The organism is Nostoc sp., assembly GCF_036918245.1.
Taxonomy (GTDB): Bacteria; Cyanobacteriota; Cyanobacteriia; order Cyanobacteriales; family Nostocaceae; genus Nostoc.
In genome coordinates this window covers 98,024-115,036 of the sequence record NZ_JBALEF010000049.1, presented here as the reverse complement: position 1 = coordinate 115,036, position 17,013 = coordinate 98,024, and the positions used below count along the sequence as shown (strand labels likewise).

The following is a 17,013-nucleotide window of genomic DNA, read 5'->3' as shown; positions in this document are numbered from 1 at the left end:
AATATAATGAGCGACATCATTATTTTATGAGTAAAGAGCATTTGTACTTACTCTTTTGACATTTAAATTAACCTAACAGGCTAACAAAAGCACAATAACGGTTAACCGCACCGCAAATTTTCTACCAACAAATCTAACTGACTATCGGCGAAAGTCAACTCGGAGCTACACTTCTAACCGTATAGCTAATCTATTATTTGTTGCATCTGTCTTGGGGATCATAAAGAGGTAGAATGTTTTGTAGCAGAACTTACAAAATTAAATATTTGGTAGCTGACAATACTAAAATATTCAATGGGATCAAGTCATTAAAGCTTCATTTAAAGGTAATTAGCAAAAATAACAGAAATTATAAATATTAAGTAATTGTACAATAATTACATAATTTGTAATTAATAATTTACAAAAATTCTGATAATTAACTAATGAAAATCGCTACTTGGAACGTCAACTCAATTCGCACTCGCCTTGAACAGGTTATCGATTGGTTAACCCTGAATCCGGTTGATGTTCTCTGCTTGCAAGAAACCAAAGTTGTGGATGCTGAATTTCCGCGATCGCCTTTTGAGCAGTTAGGCTATAACCTTTATATGTCAGGACAAAAATCTTATAACGGCGTAGCCCTGATTAGCCGCCACCCACTCCTAAATGTCAGTAGCGGGTTTAGAGCGATTTTGCCAGATTTACATCACGAATGGGACGAGCAAAAGCGCGTGATTACAGGTGTAATTGATGGTGTTCAGATTGTAAACTTATATGTTCCTAATGGCGCTGCGGTAGGAACTGAGAAATACGAATACAAACTGCGCTGGTTGACAGCGCTACACGAGTATTTGCGATTGCTTGTGCTGTCACAACCCGCAATTTGTGTGTGCGGCGATTTCAATATCGCCTTGGAAGATAAGGATATTCACGAGCAAGTGAGTACAGAAAATCACATTATGGCAACAGAAACAGAGCGCCAAGCCTTACGGGATATTCTGAAACTAGGATTTGCCGATGCTTTTCGCAAATTCACCACAGAAGGTGGAAATTATAGCTGGTGGGATTATCGTTCCGCCGCCTTCCGTCGTAACTTAGGTTGGCGAATTGACCATCACTATCTCACACCCATCCTGTATGAGCGTGCGACAAGTTGCATCATCGATGTTGCACCCAGAAAATTAACTCAACCTAGCGACCATGTGCCAGTTATTGTGGAATTTTGAATGGGGATTGGGGATTGGGCATTGGGCATTGGGCATTGGGGAAAAACTTGCTGCAACTTCTCCTATAGTCCCTTATCTCCATGCTCCATGCTCCATGCCCAATTAATCAATCAATTTAACGGCTTATATATATCTTCAGAACTAGGATTGAGATAAGGACGCTGTAAATCTATTAGGTGTCGCGCAAAGTGTTGGTCAATAAGCCTCATCCGTTCCTCCATTGCATTTTTACCTTTTTGCCAAGCTTCCAACAAAGCATTAGCGACAATTTGGCAACGGTTCATCCCAAAACTTTCTTGTGCTGCAAATTTTTGGGTTGGTTCCTCAGCTAAACCTAACCCTGGAGCTAAAAATTTGGTAAACAAAGGAATTTCGGGCTGGAAATGGGATTGATTTTCGATATAAACAGTCTGAAGGATTGTGCGGATTGCTGGATAGTCGGGGAGTTCAAAGTAGAGTAGCCCCGAATCATAGCGTCCGTATGCAGACGGGTTGTGGAGAACCTGAAAGCTAAAGGGAATCGAGGCTGCATTTAGTTGCAGCGTCAAGCTTTCCATGAGAGCGATCGCACCAGATGCCGTAAAGTTAAAGTAGATTCGCCCTGCTCCTAAATCAGCATCGGGGTTGCTCTGCTGTTCCTGTCCAACATTGCTCACTGCCAAGTAACAGCCATTTTGCAGTCGATTTTTGGGCATCCAGATTGCTACCATGCCACCCACTTTGGTAGATTTCTTACTGGATTCTAGATGGCAATCTGGCTCAACATAAAGTGTTAAACCGCCTTTAGTTACCGCCATAGTCCCATCAGGTTCTTTCCGCAACACCTGCCATCGAGGGTCAAAGTAACCTATGCCGTGATTACTGGCGTGCAGTTGCTCATAAAAGTCCCAGTCAATCTCTAAAATAGAATTATCTGCTAAATTGTGCTTTTGCGGGCGATTAGTATTATCAGTATTGACTGCCAAAGTACTTTGCAGAGAGCCATTGTAATAGATTCCATAGAGAAAATTTCGCAGCAGGAGAGTGAGATATTTCTGTTGTAAATCTACGGAATTTTGCTGAAATCTATCGGCTATTTTAGTTGGCAGAGCGAAGGGTTGATAATTGGGATGGTAAATACAAAAGTTAGACTCAATTTGGATATTCTGAGCAATATCAAATAGAGAATTTAGCGATTGATTGATAGAGGAATTTAGCATTAATCCATTCAGAAATCAAACTAAAAAAAATAGAATTCAGGAGTCAGAATTTAGAATTCAGAATTTAATTCTGTGTGACTGGTGCGGTAGCGCAGTCTTATCCTTTGGGATTAACAACCACGCAGCCGAGTTTTTTCGTAATAAATCCGAAGTAACTGCTGCTCCTTTACAGGCTGAGGAAATTTATGAATCTTTGCCACAGGATTCAGGATTTCTGACTCTGATATCCCGAAGATGGTCAGTACAGCTTGCTCTGGCATTACAAGTAAACTTTTAGCTACTTGCAGCATACAGAGTTCAGCATTATTAAAGTGTTTCCGGCACGTAACCATCTCCTGAATTTGATGAATTAGTGCCAGCCCCGCAAACTGGATAACCCGCGAAATAAAGTCACGGCAGTATTCTAAAATCATCGGGAAAGCATTCACATAAGCTCTAATGAGGGCAATAAGTGAAGGTTGTAAAATCTCTAACGGTGTTAACGCCAAATGTAGAGATTCTTCTAACCCAATGGTGGGGTCTACAACCAGACTCTTAAGCCAAATTCCTAAATAGCTTGCCAGTAAAGTTCCTAAATCAAAGGCTGGGTCTCCCCAAGAACAAGCTTCCCAGTCAATTAGTCGTACTAGACAATTGTCTAGTTGCTCCCACCTAGAATGAACCAAAATGTTGTTCAATTTCAGGTCGTTGTGAGTTAAGCAGCAAGGATTCCAGCTATATGCCAAATCTGCGATCGCAGATGACAAACTCTCGTATTGTTGACAGAGAACATAGAATTTCAGTGCATCCGTGGGAACAGTCCCAAAAATCTCCGGTCCAATTGACCCTACCCCTTGGGCTGGATTGTAAAACCCATAGCGAAACTCTCCTTGGGGAGCAGTTGCCATAAAATTCCGATATTCTCGACGGTTGTAGGTGGCGCGATGCAGTCCCGCTAAAGTAGTGCCGATGGCAGAGGCAATTTCTTGTGGAAAAATCTCATTGTTGTGGTAGAATATCGCAATCTCTAAATATTCACTCAAGTAGTTGCGGACAAAAATAGAATTTTCTTGGTCAAAATGCACTACCAATGGTGCGTAGTTTACCGCCGTAGGCATAGCTGAAGTATTACCTAGAACTGGAAACTGTTGTAGCAACTGGTGAAACAGCCACTCCTGAAACAATTCATGAGGCGCGCCGTCATTGTTGTTAACGTTACGTTCTTGTTTAATGAGCAGTTGGCGATTATCTGCTAAAGTCACTAGTAAATTGAAATTGTTCTGACTACTTCCTGGCAACTCAGATGTGTCTGATGGGCCATCTTCTGAGCTACACAGACCCGCGTCTTGCAGATACTGGATAACGTTATGAGAAGACAGTGATAATACCATGTATTATTTCCTACCTCATTAAATTACTTAAACTTACCGTGTCAAATTTGCTTGGTCTTAAGAGTTTTCAGTAGATAGGAACTAATGCAAGAAGAGAGATGTGAATAACAATAAAGATTTCTACAATCTACTAATATCCCATATTTGGGAGAAAAACCTGCCAAAATGGCACCAAGTCCTTTGCAATTCCTTTAAAATTTGCTTCAAAATAGCGTGACATCTTTACAGTTTATCAGCATAGTTACTTAGACCGATCTAAAGTAAGTTTTGTGGTAGAGCCGTTTGATATAGCTCCATCTCCTTTTTTTGTGGCAAAGAAGCATCCCCAGCAAAAAAAACTGATTGGCGCAGATGTTCCTTGATATTTAGTAGTCATCCTGAAAGCAGCGAAGAATTTCAGTAATCCTTCGCAGGACAAAGCATGACATTCAACACTATTACTTTTATTTATCATCACAAAGCCAAAAAAACCGGACTTTTTAGGCGGTTAGTTATTATTTTTGTCTGTAATTTTGAGAATTTCTGCCTGGAAGACTTGTTATAACGTCATTTGTGTCACCTAAAAATTGTAGATGACTATGGGCGATCGCAAACAAAGGCTACATGAGTCCATCTTATGTAACTGCACTTTTGTCAAGGTTGTGAAACAGGGTATTTTTCAAGTATGAGTTGTGATGATGCGCTGGCAATGTCTGGTGACAAGCTGCTTCTCTACGAGACGCTCTGGGAATGCGTCTACGCATGACCGAAGAGGACAAGGGGAAAAAAGAAAAAACCCCTTGTCTACACAGTTTCAGAGCAACTAAATTTATCTATGGGGTTTTCCCCTTATCCCCCATCGCCTTGTCCCCTTGTCTTCTTCAATGACCCGACAACCACACGACCAATTTGCGAAACAATATTTAGAATGGCGGGAAGCTACACTACAAGAAGGAGTCCAAGAAGGACAGCGCCAAGTAGTAAAAAACTTGTTGCGTGTACGGTTTGGTTCGCTAAATGACGAATTAGAACGAGTAATTGAGCCTTTGCTACAGTTACCACCGCCAGAGTATAGCCGCTTGTTACTCGAATTATCCCGCGATGAGTTGTTGAGAAGATTTGGCGGTGGTTGAGTTCAAAATATTGACTATAGTTTTAAGGTTTTATACGTATTCAATTGAAAGATGAACAAGGGACGCATAGCTAGCTATGCGCCCCTACCCGTATACCTCATTTAAACAAAAATCGCCATAACTCATTGATAATGCTGAAAGTTATCAGGCAAGGGTAACAAGTCACAGTAATATAAATGTACTAATATAATTCAAAGCAGGCAGAGTCATGCCATATCAAAAAAAACAGGAAGGTGGTTATTGCTTAGAGACTAATGCTACCTTAAAGCCACAAATTGATTCATCATCACCGCCAATGCCAGCATACCCAAAATCGTCATTAATCCCGCAGGCATAAACTTGCGTGTTTTTGCCAGTCGAAATGCAAAGAAAACTACTAAAACAGCAGTAACTAACACTGCTAAAATCGCACCCCAAGTTTGTCCTTGGAGTTGAAAGTAAGCGGCAAGTATTAATAATAAACCGCTAATGCTACCACTTAGAAGTGAAACTCTACTTGTAGCTTGAATGTAGCCAATAACGCCACCAACAATCGCTAATATGCCGTAGGCAAAAGCAGCAACTATACCTAAATTCATTGTTAAAACCTATGTAGACTTTGACTTTACTGCCAGGGTCAGCAGACAATTTAGCATAGCTATTTAGCTATACCACACGATTAATGGATAATAAAGCGATGCCAATGGCAAGTACTTCCTCATATACAAAGGTTCAATATCTCCAGCGCCAAGCAGCCTCACTTTTACTGTACCAATCTGTTCTGCAAGGCGAAGTGGGGATGGCATTTCTGGAACTGTTGCAAGCGATACGTTACACTGAAGCCGATGCACGGGGTTGTCTCCAAGCCTACGGCAGTTACTTTCACGCTTTGGCTGCTAGAAATCAAAACTGGGAAGACTATTTAATTACTCAAATTCTCTTCTCTGAGAATCCTTTTACAAGGCTGGCGGGAGTGCAAGAATTTGAAGATTTGCCCCCAGCTTTAGTAACAGCAGTTCAGCATGATTTACAAGTATTGCAAAGTCTCTATGATTGTAGCAGCGCTTCTTTGAGCGAGTGGGTACAAGGCGTAGCTCACATGCCGATTTCACCAGTAGTGTGGTATAAAGAGCAAGAATTGGGAGGAGTAGAGACAAAATTCATTACATATCTACAAGAGTTAGATAATTGGGGTGATGCTGTAGAAGAGTTAGCAGCTTATTATCGGCAATGTGGCTCTGGTTTATTTGCAGAATATCGCGCTTTACGATGGCAATCTGGGCAGTTTATCGGTATTAGGTATTCTGACCCGGTTAAACTGGGTGCGCTTGTCGGTTACGAATCTCAAAAAGATGCTTTGCTGAAAAATACAGAGTTTTTATTATCAGGAGAGATGGCACTGCATGTATTACTTTATGGTAGTCGCGGTTCTGGCAAATCTTCTTTAGTGAAATCTTTGTTGAATGAATATAGCAATCGCAGCCTCCGCTTATTGGAAGTGGCAAAATCTGATTTAAAAGACTTACCAGAAATTGTGGAACATTTACGAGGTGTGTCACAAAAATTTATTATTTTTGTCGATGACCTTTCATTTGAAGAAGATGATGATGCCTTTAAAGCCCTCAAGGTAGTTTTAGAAGGTAATTTAACGGCGCGTCCTCAAAATGTAGTTGTGTATGCTACTTCCAATCGCCGCCACCTGATTCGGGAGTTTTTTGTGGATAGACCTACCCCCAAGGATAACGAGGAAATCCATGCCTGGGATACGATGCAGGAGAAGCTTTCGTTTAGCGATCGCTTTGGTTTAACCTTGACCTTTGAACCAGCCAATCAGAAAACTTATTTAAAAATTGTACAACATCTAGTGACACAAGCTGAAATTAATATTACCCAAGAAGATTTGGAATTTCAGGCATTACAATGGGCAACTCGTCATAATGGTCGTTCTGGACGTACAGCACGGCAGTTTGTTGATTTTTTAAAAGCAGATTTAAAACTCTCTCCCCGCTTACAGAGATAATTTAAAAAATCAAATCGGATTCCTATATATGTATTTTAATTACGAATTACGTTAGCGTAGCGATAGCGAGTCCGCGAGCGTCATTACGAATTACGAATTAGTATGAGAGCTACTTATTCAGATAATTTAACTACGCTAAAAACCAGCAATATGCAATCAGTAACGATCAGCAATCGATTTATACTAGTGATAGTTGCCTTTAGTGTGAGTTTTGGTCTTAGCCTTGTCCCAAGCTGGGATTTTAATAAAGCCTTTCTCACAGGTGTAATTACTGCCGTTACTATCCATACAACAGCATTATTCATAGACAAGCGGCGCAGAAATTATGAAATGTTTGTTTTAGGTTCTCTCCGCAAGCGAATTAAAGATATGGAGGGATTAAAGGCTCGTGTTGTCAGAGAAATAAATCAAATTGAAGGACATCATAATTTATTATATGCTGAATCACAACAGCTACAAAATCAAGTCATAGAAAGCCGTAGCCAAAGAGATAGTCTACATCGAGAATTAAGAACATTTGCAGGACAAAAGAAGCAATTAGAAACAGAAGTTAGTAGCCTGCAAACTGAAATTAATAATTTGCACAACAATCAAACTGAATTGAATTATGCTTTTTCTCTCCTCACAGCAGAGAAGCGCCGTTTAGAGTCCAATTGTAATGTATCTCGTGCTGAAATCACCCAATTGCAAAGTCAAATTTCCGAGCTAAAACACGAAAAACAAGAAATTGAAAGTAATTTAACTCTTTTAGGCAGACTCAAACCGCAATTAGAAGAAAAATTATACGAACTGCGAATTGTAATTCAAGAACTAGAAGTTGAGACAAATCAAAACAATCAATTGCTTGTAGCAACGAAAACCGAAAGAGAAAATATCCAAGCTATCCTGAATTCTTCACAAGCCCAATTAGCAGAACACAAAGCCGAATTACAGCAATTACAAGGACAAGTTTCATTATTGCAAGAAGAACGAGACTCATTGCAAAATCAAGTATGGGAATTACTACAACAAGTAGAAACATTCAATCCAGAGCCTTTGTCGGATAATTCCCAAGAAGATGATATTGAGTTGTTTCCATTTTCTGAAATAATTGAATCTTCAGATGTCATTGAAAATTCGGAAGTTGAGACATCGGAAAATATCCCTGAAGAATGGACTAATTTTCTCAGAAATCTCCCAGGACATGAGTTACAAGTATTAAAAGCTATAGTTGAACAGGATAATCCCAATAGTGCTATTAAAAAAATTGCCGAAGCAAATATCACTATGCCAAATTTATTAATCGATTCTATAAATGAACGGGCAAATGATACTATTGGGGAATTAATAATTAATTCTGATTCTGAAAGTCCAAAACTTTATCAGGAGCATATAACAGATGTCAAAAAAATGATTGCGATGTATGAAGGTCTCATGGCTAGACATACTTCGTCAAATTAAATTGTTATTGCCGTCGTAAGATTTAGTAGTAAGGTGATGTACCTTACCTACTTATTGCGTGCTTCTGCGTTTAGAATAAAGTGAAGTGTAATACATGGCAAAGCTCAAAATCTCGAAAAAAATCTCCACTGCTTTAATCAATTCCCTTGGTGCGGGGGTAGTACCAAGAGTGGGAGTTGAATATATCGCAGTAGGTCGAGAAAAAGAACTAAAAAGCCTATTACAAAATCTCGATGATATTGCAGAAGGTGTTGCAGCATTTCGCTTCATAATTGGTAACTACGGTTCCGGGAAAAGTTTTTTACTGCAACTAATTCGTAATCGAGCGATGGAGCAAGGTTTTGTAGTAGCTGATGCTGATTTATCCCCGGAACGCCGATTAGCTGGAAGCAACAATGAAGGTGTAGCGACTTATCGAGAATTAATGAGCCACCTAGCTACAAAAACTCGTCCTGATGGTGGTGCTTTAGTCTCTATTTTAGAAGGATGGATTAATAAAATTCAACAAGAAGTGGTTAAAGAAACTGAAATGCGTCCGAATGACGATGGTTTTGATGACCAAGTTGAATCGAAAATTAGGGAAGTAGTTCAGTATATTGAAGATTTAGTTCACGGTTTTGATTTTGGTAGCGTGATTATCGCTTATTGGCGTGGCTATCGAATGGATGATGATAATTTAAAAAATGCGGCGATGCGCTGGTTGCGAGGAGAATTCACTACTAAACTTGAGGCGAAAGCAGCTTTAGGAGTGCGGGTAATTATTGATGATGATAGTTGGTATGACTATATAAAACTGTTGGCGAAATTTGTAGCTGAGATTGGTTATAAAGGACTGTTAATCTTAGTTGATGAAGCTGTACATTTATATCAAATATCTACTACAGTCACGCGGGAAAAGAATTATAATCGACTCCTGGCAATGTTTAACGATACGATGCAGTGCAAAGCAGAACATCTTGGCATTGTCGTTGGTGGAACAACTAAATTTTTAGAAGACCCCAAACGAGGACTTTTTGCAGACCAAGCTTGGCAAAGACGCACAAAAGAAAGCCGTTTTGTTGCACAAGCTAATGTTCAGGAACATTTAGGGCCAGTGATTCGGCTAAATCCGTTGAGTGAAGCAGAAATTTTGACGCTTTTGCAACGTTTAGCTGAGATTCATGCACTCAATTTTGGGTATGAACAGACTTTGACAAATCGTGAGTTGAAGGAGTTTGTGCAAGAAATTATTAATCGCTTGGGTGCAGAAGCATTACTTACACCAGGGGAAATTGTGCGGGATTTTATGAGTGTGCTGAATATTCTTTACCAAAATTCAGGAATTGCATTTGGTGAGTTAATTCATGGCTCTAAATTTAAACCTACTACTATGGGTAAAGATGCGGATGTGGATGAAGATAATGCAGCAGAATTTAGTTTGTAATTAATATGAAAGCAGTATGTCAACAAAGTGTAACGCACCTTACGAAATTTACTCTTCAGTAATTGGTAAGCCAAGCCAATCGCTAAGTTCATGAGTTAGCCAATTAAGTTCTGGAGTAGTAACAGAAAAACTATCTAACTTATTGGCAAAAATTTTATAATTATTTCTCTTTCCTGCCCAGATTATTAGGCAAGGCCTATTAATCTTAAATTGTGTGCGTTCCAGTTGAGTAACATTTTGCTTGAGACTGAGAAGTGGCCTATGATGCTCAATCCCAAAAAGATTAGATGTTTGTGAAATCTTTTGTCTAGTGATACGCAATCGCATTTCCCCAAATAACTCTGGCAAAATATACAAAATCTTACCTAAAAAGCAAACTAAAAATAAGAAGAGTATTATTATTAGAAAAATTCTAAGTGAATCTAAATCGGAAGCCAAAGCTATTATCAAAAACAGCGTAGATAGCCCAGGCAGCATCATAAATGGAAAGAGGAAACAAACTATAATAAACATTTTCCATGAGCTTATAGCTGGAATAATAATTTCTATGAAATTAACATTCTTATTCAAAACTACTTTGCTACCAAGAGGTTTCTCTACCGTTGAAACCGTTGAAATAGTCGCCCTTCTCTGGGTCTGAGTTGCATTTCCAGGTTGTTCTAAGGCTTGCAATGCATCTTCAGCAGAAGTCAAGCGTTTACTAGCAATAGGTTCTGTCATCTGCCTCAACCAAATCCTAAAACCAGAGCTAATATTGGCTACTTGTTCAAATTCAATTCGTAGGTCTATTTGGGGTAAATCGCCTGGATGCTGACCTGTTACCAAGTAAATTAAAGTTGCGCCCAAACTGTAAAGGTCTGAAGCTGGAGTAGCTCTACCATTAAATTGCTCTGGTGGCATATAGCCGTAAGTTCCTACAACTGTCATAGTGCTACTTCTTCTGGCGATGGTTTGCACTGAGCCAAAATCTACTAAGTACACTTCACCCACACTATTACCAGAGCGATTTGTTAATAGAATATTACTGGGTTTGATGTCACGATGAATTACGGGTGGTTGACGCCCATGCAAATATTTGAGAATTTCTAGAATGGCTTTTGCCAGTTCCTTAACTTCTTGTTCACTGAAGCTACGTCCTGCTTCAAGTTGTGCTTCTAGAGACTTGGCTGGGATATAACTTTGTATAAGTGCAAATCCTCTGCTATTAGGTGAATCTAGCTCAAAGTAGTCAAGGTAGCCGGGAATGGCTGGGTGGGAGAGTGCTTTGAGAGTTTCAGCTTCTCGCTCAAACAGTTTGAGGTCGTTCCATTCAAACTCATTATTAAAGGACAGTATTTTGACCACTACTAATTCTTGAGTTTGTAAGTCACGAGTCAGCAGCGTTCGCCGTCCTGCTTTTTTGCCTAGTTGCTGCTGCACTTCATACCGTTTCAATAGTATCTCTTGGTTAGAATCTCCCGATTCCTGACTGGTCATTTGCTCCTGACTCCAAAGCTTTTTCGCTTTTATAGCTTTCTTCCTTGCCCCTACCCCATTGTAAGATTACTTAAGCCAGCAACAAGCATTAGGGAGAGTATTTTTCCAAAATTCGACCTACTATCTACTCAATACTACGTAGGTTTTGCCTAAGAATAAAAATGTGTAGGAATCAAACCCAACAAACCTCGCAAAATGTTGGGTTTCGCAAAGCCTCTACCCAACCTACAATTTTCCTTAACTAACTTATCTGAGCGATCGCAAAAACATAAATAGCTTAACTCACTTTAGGAGACGAGCGAAAATCATTCACTAGCACTCTCTGGAAACAACCGATTCAAGTATAATAATGCATCTTCAAATCCAGGAATCGCTACTAACTGGTTAGATAGAGAAATCTGCTTGCTGAGATAGCTAAACTTATTTTGAGCATTTTGATATGGCTGGCTATGACGCTCAAGTTGACTATCTGGCAAATTCACAATCCAGTAATGATAAATTCCGGCTTCTGCATACAAAGACAACTTGGTTGTTTGATCGTAATCTATGGTTTTATCCGAAATTTCAATTACTAACAAAATATCTTCGGGATACGGATGATGAGCAAGATAATCTTCATCTCTTCCTCGTGCAATGACAACATCCGGCTCAGGCTCACTCTGATTAGGAAGGGTGATGGGATCTTGTCCACGGATGACTGCTTGATCGCCTAAAAGCCGATCCAATTGACGGCATAGGATAGAACTACAAACTGTATGAGGTGTTCCCTTTGCTGTCATTTGAATCAGTTCCCCTCGAATTAACTCAATATGATTGGCCTCTGTGAGAAATCCGAGTTCAATCAATCGATGGTATTCAGCGATCGTAAATCGCTTAGGTGTCACAGCATTCATGAGACATCTTTCCAATAGTACTTGTACACTAGCAGAGATTAAACTGACTGCGTTGTTTACCGCCGCAGGCATCACAATGCCTCAAACTGCTGCCAACAAAGGTACAATGCACGCGGTACGTGGAAACATCCTTTCCATTTGCCACCTTTAAGGTTCAATAATACTTCTCCACGCCGATTGAGATAGCCAAACCATTCACCGTATTCTGAATCAGCAAAATGTGACCAGGTGTAATCGTGCATCTTTTGATACCATTCCCAACACACCTCACGCCCACTCAAGCGATAGCCCATCGCTAATGCAACCAAAGACTCTAGGTGAACCCACCACAGCTTTTGATCCCATTCCAATTGTTGTGGGGGATGACCATCTGCATCCATAAAGTAATACAATCCGCCGTACTCGCTATCCCAAGCAAAATTCAGGATGTTTAGCACCACATCAACGGCTTGGTTAATAGTTTTGGTGTCGTTTTTCCGACGCGCGATATCCATAATGAACCACATCGCTTCGATACCGTGACCTGGATTAATCAGCCGTCCCTCAAAACAATCTATGTGGGAACCGTCAGGGGCAACATTTTCGTACATTAGTCCCCGTTCTTGGTCGAGAAAATCGGTCATCACTTCCCGGACTGTCTCAGCTAGGACATTCTCTAGTGTTTCCTTTGGCAGCAACCATTCCATTTCTAGAGTCAGGTTGGCTAAAATCATCGGTACAGCCAATGATTTCATCGGGCGTGTGCCGGAATAGGTTTTATTATATTTGCCCTTGGGGTTATCTTTGCGGCGTAATACGTTGTTATAAGCCTGCATCGCCACATCCCTTGCCCATTCTTCACCGCCAGCGAGTGCATATTGACTAAATGCCATCGCTGCAAAGCAATCAGAAAAGATGTTGTAAGGTTGAACCAGTGGTTTCCCTTCACGGGTGAGGGCAAAGTACCAGTTACCATCGCTATCTCTGCCATGTTGGGCGAGAAAATTAGCGCCGTTGCTGGCAATTTTCAGCCAATTTTCGCGTTTTTCTAGCTGGTTGTAAAGCATAGAAAAAGTCCACACCTGGCGGTTTTGCAGCCAGATTAATTTGTCTGTATCATAAATTTTGCCTTCGCGATCGAGGCAGGTGAAATAGCCGCCTTGCTGCCAATCAAGAGAATATTTTTCCCAAAAGGGGAGTACGTCGTTGAGGAGGGCGTTTTTGTAAAGTTCAGCGTAGGCGTAGCCCGCACTTCGACAAAGCTCAGTGACCACCGGAGGCATCGCTTGAAAATCATACTCCATAAATTTCCTCCCCTTTTGTGCTAAAACCAACAGCTTAACAGTTATCATACTTTGGCTCGAACATGGAGCGTAGGCGTAGCCCGTCGTAGACATCGCGTCAGTCTTTTACAAGATTTAGTCAGCAGCAGTTATACTTCTATCTTGTATCTTGCAGCATTCTCAATAACTGTAGGGTAGTTTTTTAGATATGAGGTTGTTATGAGTCAGATTGAACGAGTTGCGATCGTTGGAGGAAACCACGGTAATGAGTTAACAGGAGTACATTTAGTTAAAAAGTTTCAGCAATATCCTAATTTAATTAACAGGGCGAGTTTTGAAACTCTGGCATTACTTGGTAATCTCAAAGCTATTGAAGAAGGCAAACGATACATTGACAAGGATTTAAATCGTTGTTTCACTAATCAAGGCTTACAAAATCCCCAACTCTCAAGTTATGAAGATACGCGGGCAAAAGCAATTAAACAGATATTGCAACCGCCAAATCAGCCTTTTGTAGATGTAATTGTTGATTTGCACAGCACAACTGCCAATATGGGGTTAAGTCTGATTTTTTCTGATCTGCATCCTTTCTTACTTCGATTAGGTGCTTATTTAAGTTCTATTAATCCTTTAGTGAAAGTCTGTATTAACCAGCAATCTCAAGAAAATGGTTTTCTCCGTTCTTTGTGTGAATTGGGTTTTGTTATAGAAGTTGGGGCTGTAGCTCAAAATGTTTTAAACGCCGAATTATTTCAGGAAACAGAACAGCTTATGTATGCAATTTTAGATTATTTTGAAGGGTGCAACCAGGGGAATGTTCCGCAGACAAGCAACCACCTTACACTTTATAAATACATTGGAACTGTCGATTATCCTAGAAGCGATGCCTACGGCGGGCTGCGCCTACGCGGGGAAATTCAAGCCATGATTCACCCCCAGCTTCAGTTTAGGGATTATGAACCTTTGCATCCAGGCGATCCAATGTTTCTGACTTTTGAAGGAAAAGATATTTTCTATGAGGGAGAGTCTACTGTTTATCCTATTTTTATTAATGAAGCGGCTTACTACGAGAAAGGAATTGCGATGTATTTAAGTCAAAAGCAGGAAGAAATAGTTTAATTTGTTCATCGCCTTCGCCTCACTTTTATCTCTAACAGCCCTAAACCACAAATCCCAGAACTACATTTAAAGCTGTATGAATAAGTTCCCAGTACTCTGACTCCAATACACCAACCAAACCCAAAATACGACTATGATCAACAGCACGAATTTGCCCAACATCAATAAAACGGTCTTGGTCTAGCCCATTATTTAGTGTTGCTTTTATATTGACAACATAGGGGGCTTGTTTAGTCCCGGGGCGAAATGGTATGACGATTGTCAGTAATCCATACTGATTCATGATGTCATTTTGCACAATCAAACAAGCGCGGATTTTTCTTGCTTCAGCCCCCACTGTTGGATCAAGATTCACCCAACGTATTTCTCCTCGCCGATAAGTTAAATTACTCCCTGGCATTTATGCCATCTCCTGCAACGCCATCCCAAGCCGCAATTTCAGCTTGATACTCTGCATCTTCAGCATCCTGCTTGAGGGCTGCAATCATTTCTGCTGCTAAAATTCGGCGGCGGTGTTCTGCCAGCAGTGTATTAATGTATGCACTACGGTTCCCCTGTGCATACTGATCTATAAATTGCAAAATGTCTTCTTCTAAAGTAATTGTGACTTTGAGCATTTATAATTAATTTTTAGTATTACTATTTAGTATGACTTTATTATCATACTAAAATTTGCTAAACTTATACATCTGGCCTATATAGGCAAATTACAGTAAAGCGTAGACACATATTCGCTTGCAGTCAGACATCGCTTTAGTCGATTTCTTTAGCTATAAAAATTAAGCAGACAAATATTTTTGGCAATTAATATCAATTTTCTGCCCGCAATAACCAAAAGCCGCTATAAGTCATACCAGAATCATCGGGTTGAACTAACAAAAAATGCAATCCTCGGCTTTGCTGTTTGCGTTGTTCAAATGCTTGAGCTGCTGTTGTAACTTCTGGATCTTCAAATGTGGCAACAATCCATCTATCCACCAAGCTAGCTTCTAATATTAAGCCATCCGGTGCGCCAGAAATGTAGTTCAAGCTTACGGGACGGGCTTGCTGCAACCACCGTGCTAGGCGCATTGATTGCCGTCCACCATAAATGACTACACCAGGAACAGGGACTGTTGATGCTAAACCCAAATTGATTGGTTTGAGATGTTCTGGGATGTGCAAAATGGGAATGGGGCGATCGCTAAATCTCGTTTCTACATCACTAGCTGCTAGAGTCGCAAAACGCCATTGTTCTCCCCAGAGGTTTTCTGGTAATGGTGCTGGGGGTGGTTTATCCAGCGTTAAGGGATATTGCTTTTCTTGTAACCACTGCTTTAACGCCAAGGTGTGGCGGGTAGGTTCGACATTAATACTTAAATTGCGTCCCGCCGCCTCAATTAAGCTTAGTGATTGAGGACGAAATACCTGAATTACATCTGGCAATTTTTCACCAGCAGCTAGCTCAAGTTGAGTGGCAACCCAATTAGAATTTGCTGCTGACTGGAGACAGGTGGCTTCATACTTAAAGCTGCGAGTTGCGTCACAAATCAACAACTCCCATAAAATTTGTCCAGACGCATCTTGTGAGGGACGACGATAAAAATCAACCTGCCAAATTTTCATAATGTGGTGAATGGGGAAAAATCAATTCAAAATTCAAAATTCAAAATTCAAAATTCAAAATTGTACCCTTATAGGGAAGCAAGCTAGCAAGAGCGTCTTGTAGAGAAGAAAAAGACTGGGGGTGATGTAGCTTTAGCTTTCCATAAGGTGGGAGATGGGGGAAAGTTACAGCTATTTTCAGGTAAATAGACCACGCGGTAGGGGCGCAAGACCTTGCGCCCCTACGACAGGTGTGGTTCAAATACATGAAAACTGCTGTAAAACTGAAAGTTTTAAGCTCAAAGGCTCAACGTTCATGCTCAAAGGTTCAACATTCATGCTCAGAGGTTCAACATTCATGCTCAGAGGTTCAACTTCCGAGTTCAAAGGTTCAACTTCCGAGTTCAAAGGTTCAACATTCATGCTCAGAGGTTCAACTTCCGAGTTCAAAGGCTCAACATTCATGCTCAGAGGCTCAACGTTCATGCTCAAAGGTTCAACATTCATGCTCAGAAGCTCAACTTCCGAGTTCAGAGGTTCAACTTCCAAGTTCAAAGGCTCAACTTCCGAGTTCAAAGGTTCAACATTCAAGCTCATCTTCCCATGCCCAATGCCCAATGCCCAATGCCCAACACCAATTTATAAAGCCTGAATCCATTCTTTGACTGAATATTCAGTCCAGATGCCATTTTTCCAGTAAGGATCGTTTTCAATTAACTGGCGCACAGTGGCTTCGTCTTCGGCTTCGTAAATCCCAAAAACTTTTGTAACATCCTTGGTGGGGCCGATGGTAATCAGCACACCGGATTCTTTCTGTTTTGCTAATCCGTCTAAATGAGCTTGACGATAGGGGGCGCGTTTTTCGATAACGTCTTCGCAGTAAGTTCCCCAGAGTACATATTTAGGCATAGCTAAGACTATTTTGGAT

The 17,013-nt window shown here is 40.5% G+C and carries 17 protein-coding genes; 6 read left to right on the top strand and 11 right to left on the bottom strand.

Features of this window, described 5'->3' with window-relative positions:
• Nucleotides 1-425 precede the first annotated feature (425 nt).
• The gene (xth, locus tag V7L12_RS13245; protein WP_335084681.1) at nucleotides 426-1,208 is read left to right on the top strand and encodes an exodeoxyribonuclease III; all 783 of its coding nucleotides are present in this window, start codon (nucleotides 426-428) and stop codon (nucleotides 1,206-1,208) included.
• A gap of 110 nt (nucleotides 1,209-1,318) precedes the next feature.
• Here xth and V7L12_RS13240 read toward each other — a convergent pair whose 3' ends face one another.
• Together V7L12_RS13240 and V7L12_RS13235 are read right to left on the bottom strand one after the other, a co-directional pair.
• Nucleotides 1,319-2,407 carry a T3SS effector HopA1 family protein gene (locus tag V7L12_RS13240; RefSeq protein WP_335084680.1) on the bottom strand — a complete coding sequence of 363 codons (1,089 nt, stop codon included), beginning with the start codon at nucleotides 2,405-2,407 and terminating at the stop codon, nucleotides 1,319-1,321.
• Between the two features lie 110 nt (nucleotides 2,408-2,517).
• Complete coding sequence (locus tag V7L12_RS13235; RefSeq protein WP_335084679.1) at nucleotides 2,518-3,777, bottom strand: phosphotransferase; 1,260 nt, start codon at nucleotides 3,775-3,777, stop codon at nucleotides 2,518-2,520.
• A gap of 863 nt (nucleotides 3,778-4,640) precedes the next feature.
• Here V7L12_RS13235 and V7L12_RS13230 point away from each other — a divergent pair.
• Nucleotides 4,641-4,889: a hypothetical protein gene (locus tag V7L12_RS13230; protein WP_335084678.1), complete on the top strand. Its 249-nt coding sequence runs from the start codon at nucleotides 4,641-4,643 to the stop codon at nucleotides 4,887-4,889.
• Nucleotides 4,890-5,146: 257 nt separating this feature from the next.
• Here the strand turns inward: V7L12_RS13230 and V7L12_RS13225 are convergent, their stop codons facing one another.
• Nucleotides 5,147-5,467: a TMEM14 family protein gene (locus V7L12_RS13225; RefSeq protein WP_335084677.1), complete on the bottom strand. Its 321-nt coding sequence runs from the start codon at nucleotides 5,465-5,467 to the stop codon at nucleotides 5,147-5,149.
• An 83-nt stretch (nucleotides 5,468-5,550) separates the two neighbouring features.
• On the opposite strand from V7L12_RS13225, the gene V7L12_RS13220 reads away from it, so the two are divergent.
• The 3 genes from V7L12_RS13220 to V7L12_RS13210 all read left to right on the top strand — a co-directional run bounded on the left by V7L12_RS13220 (nucleotide 5,551) and on the right by V7L12_RS13210 (nucleotide 9,751).
• Nucleotides 5,551-6,888: an ATP-binding protein gene (locus V7L12_RS13220; RefSeq protein ID WP_335084676.1), complete on the top strand. Its 1,338-nt coding sequence runs from the start codon at nucleotides 5,551-5,553 to the stop codon at nucleotides 6,886-6,888.
• A 150-nt stretch (nucleotides 6,889-7,038) separates the two neighbouring features.
• Nucleotides 7,039-8,328 (top strand): tellurite resistance TerB C-terminal domain-containing protein, encoded by a 1,290-nt coding sequence (locus tag V7L12_RS13215; protein ID WP_335084675.1) that lies wholly within the window; start codon nucleotides 7,039-7,041, stop codon nucleotides 8,326-8,328.
• A gap of 94 nt (nucleotides 8,329-8,422) precedes the next feature.
• Complete coding sequence (locus V7L12_RS13210) at nucleotides 8,423-9,751, top strand: ATP-binding protein (RefSeq protein WP_335084674.1); 1,329 nt, start codon at nucleotides 8,423-8,425, stop codon at nucleotides 9,749-9,751.
• A gap of 48 nt (nucleotides 9,752-9,799) precedes the next feature.
• Here the strand turns inward: V7L12_RS13210 and V7L12_RS13205 are convergent, their stop codons facing one another.
• The 3 genes from V7L12_RS13205 to V7L12_RS13195 form a co-directional block, all read right to left on the bottom strand.
• Nucleotides 9,800-11,227: a serine/threonine protein kinase gene (locus V7L12_RS13205; RefSeq protein ID WP_335084673.1), complete on the bottom strand. Its 1,428-nt coding sequence runs from the start codon at nucleotides 11,225-11,227 to the stop codon at nucleotides 9,800-9,802.
• Nucleotides 11,228-11,532: 305 nt separating this feature from the next.
• Nucleotides 11,533-12,120 carry a Uma2 family endonuclease gene (locus tag V7L12_RS13200; protein WP_335084672.1) on the bottom strand — a complete coding sequence of 196 codons (588 nt, stop codon included), beginning with the start codon at nucleotides 12,118-12,120 and terminating at the stop codon, nucleotides 11,533-11,535.
• A 71-nt stretch (nucleotides 12,121-12,191) separates the two neighbouring features.
• Nucleotides 12,192-13,382, bottom strand: a complete 1,191-nt coding sequence (locus V7L12_RS13195; protein ID WP_335084755.1) for an AGE family epimerase/isomerase — start codon at nucleotides 13,380-13,382, stop codon at nucleotides 12,192-12,194.
• A 219-nt stretch (nucleotides 13,383-13,601) separates the two neighbouring features.
• On the opposite strand from V7L12_RS13195, the gene V7L12_RS13190 reads away from it, so the two are divergent.
• Nucleotides 13,602-14,501: an aspartoacylase gene (locus V7L12_RS13190; RefSeq protein ID WP_335084671.1), complete on the top strand. Its 900-nt coding sequence runs from the start codon at nucleotides 13,602-13,604 to the stop codon at nucleotides 14,499-14,501.
• A gap of 40 nt (nucleotides 14,502-14,541) precedes the next feature.
• Here V7L12_RS13190 and V7L12_RS13185 read toward each other — a convergent pair whose 3' ends face one another.
• The 5 genes from V7L12_RS13185 to V7L12_RS13165 form a co-directional block, all read right to left on the bottom strand.
• Entirely contained in the window at nucleotides 14,542-14,901 is a 360-nt protein-coding gene (locus V7L12_RS13185; protein ID WP_335084670.1) for a type II toxin-antitoxin system PemK/MazF family toxin, read from the bottom strand.
• Nucleotides 14,888-15,118 (bottom strand): type II toxin-antitoxin system MazE family antitoxin, encoded by a 231-nt coding sequence (gene mazE, locus V7L12_RS13180; protein WP_335084669.1) that lies wholly within the window; start codon nucleotides 15,116-15,118, stop codon nucleotides 14,888-14,890. The genes V7L12_RS13185 and mazE overlap by 14 nt, the downstream gene beginning before the upstream one ends.
• A gap of 193 nt (nucleotides 15,119-15,311) precedes the next feature.
• Nucleotides 15,312-16,106, bottom strand: coding sequence for a Tab2/Atab2 family RNA-binding protein (locus tag V7L12_RS13175; protein ID WP_334818283.1), 795 nt, complete (start codon nucleotides 16,104-16,106; stop codon nucleotides 15,312-15,314).
• Nucleotides 16,107-16,343: 237 nt separating this feature from the next.
• Nucleotides 16,344-16,682 (bottom strand): hypothetical protein, encoded by a 339-nt coding sequence (locus tag V7L12_RS13170; RefSeq protein WP_335084668.1) that lies wholly within the window; start codon nucleotides 16,680-16,682, stop codon nucleotides 16,344-16,346.
• 42 nt (nucleotides 16,683-16,724) lie between these two features.
• Nucleotides 16,725-16,994 carry a YciI family protein gene (locus V7L12_RS13165; RefSeq protein WP_289799149.1) on the bottom strand — a complete coding sequence of 90 codons (270 nt, stop codon included), beginning with the start codon at nucleotides 16,992-16,994 and terminating at the stop codon, nucleotides 16,725-16,727.
• Nucleotides 16,995-17,013 lie beyond the last annotated feature (19 nt).

Coding starts and splice junctions, on each gene's coding strand:
- xth (WP_335084681.1), top strand. CDS start 426: ATGAAAATCGCTACTTGGAACGTCAACTCAATTCGCACTCGCCTTGAA.
- V7L12_RS13240 (WP_335084680.1), bottom strand. CDS start 2,407: ATGCTAAATTCCTCTATCAATCAATCGCTAAATTCTCTATTTGATATT.
- V7L12_RS13235 (WP_335084679.1), bottom strand. CDS start 3,777: ATGGTATTATCACTGTCTTCTCATAACGTTATCCAGTATCTGCAAGAC.
- V7L12_RS13230 (WP_335084678.1), top strand. CDS start 4,641: ATGACCCGACAACCACACGACCAATTTGCGAAACAATATTTAGAATGG.
- V7L12_RS13225 (WP_335084677.1), bottom strand. CDS start 5,467: ATGAATTTAGGTATAGTTGCTGCTTTTGCCTACGGCATATTAGCGATT.
- V7L12_RS13220 (WP_335084676.1), top strand. CDS start 5,551: ATGGATAATAAAGCGATGCCAATGGCAAGTACTTCCTCATATACAAAG.
- V7L12_RS13215 (WP_335084675.1), top strand. CDS start 7,039: ATGCAATCAGTAACGATCAGCAATCGATTTATACTAGTGATAGTTGCC.
- V7L12_RS13210 (WP_335084674.1), top strand. CDS start 8,423: ATGGCAAAGCTCAAAATCTCGAAAAAAATCTCCACTGCTTTAATCAAT.
- V7L12_RS13205 (WP_335084673.1), bottom strand. CDS start 11,227: ATGACCAGTCAGGAATCGGGAGATTCTAACCAAGAGATACTATTGAAA.
- V7L12_RS13200 (WP_335084672.1), bottom strand. CDS start 12,120: ATGAATGCTGTGACACCTAAGCGATTTACGATCGCTGAATACCATCGA.
- V7L12_RS13195 (WP_335084755.1), bottom strand. CDS start 13,382: ATGCCTCCGGTGGTCACTGAGCTTTGTCGAAGTGCGGGCTACGCCTAC.
- V7L12_RS13190 (WP_335084671.1), top strand. CDS start 13,602: ATGAGTCAGATTGAACGAGTTGCGATCGTTGGAGGAAACCACGGTAAT.
- V7L12_RS13185 (WP_335084670.1), bottom strand. CDS start 14,901: ATGCCAGGGAGTAATTTAACTTATCGGCGAGGAGAAATACGTTGGGTG.
- mazE (WP_335084669.1), bottom strand. CDS start 15,118: ATGCTCAAAGTCACAATTACTTTAGAAGAAGACATTTTGCAATTTATA.
- V7L12_RS13175 (WP_334818283.1), bottom strand. CDS start 16,106: ATGAAAATTTGGCAGGTTGATTTTTATCGTCGTCCCTCACAAGATGCG.
- V7L12_RS13170 (WP_335084668.1), bottom strand. CDS start 16,682: ATGAGCTTGAATGTTGAACCTTTGAACTCGGAAGTTGAGCCTTTGAAC.
- V7L12_RS13165 (WP_289799149.1), bottom strand. CDS start 16,994: ATGCCTAAATATGTACTCTGGGGAACTTACTGCGAAGACGTTATCGAA.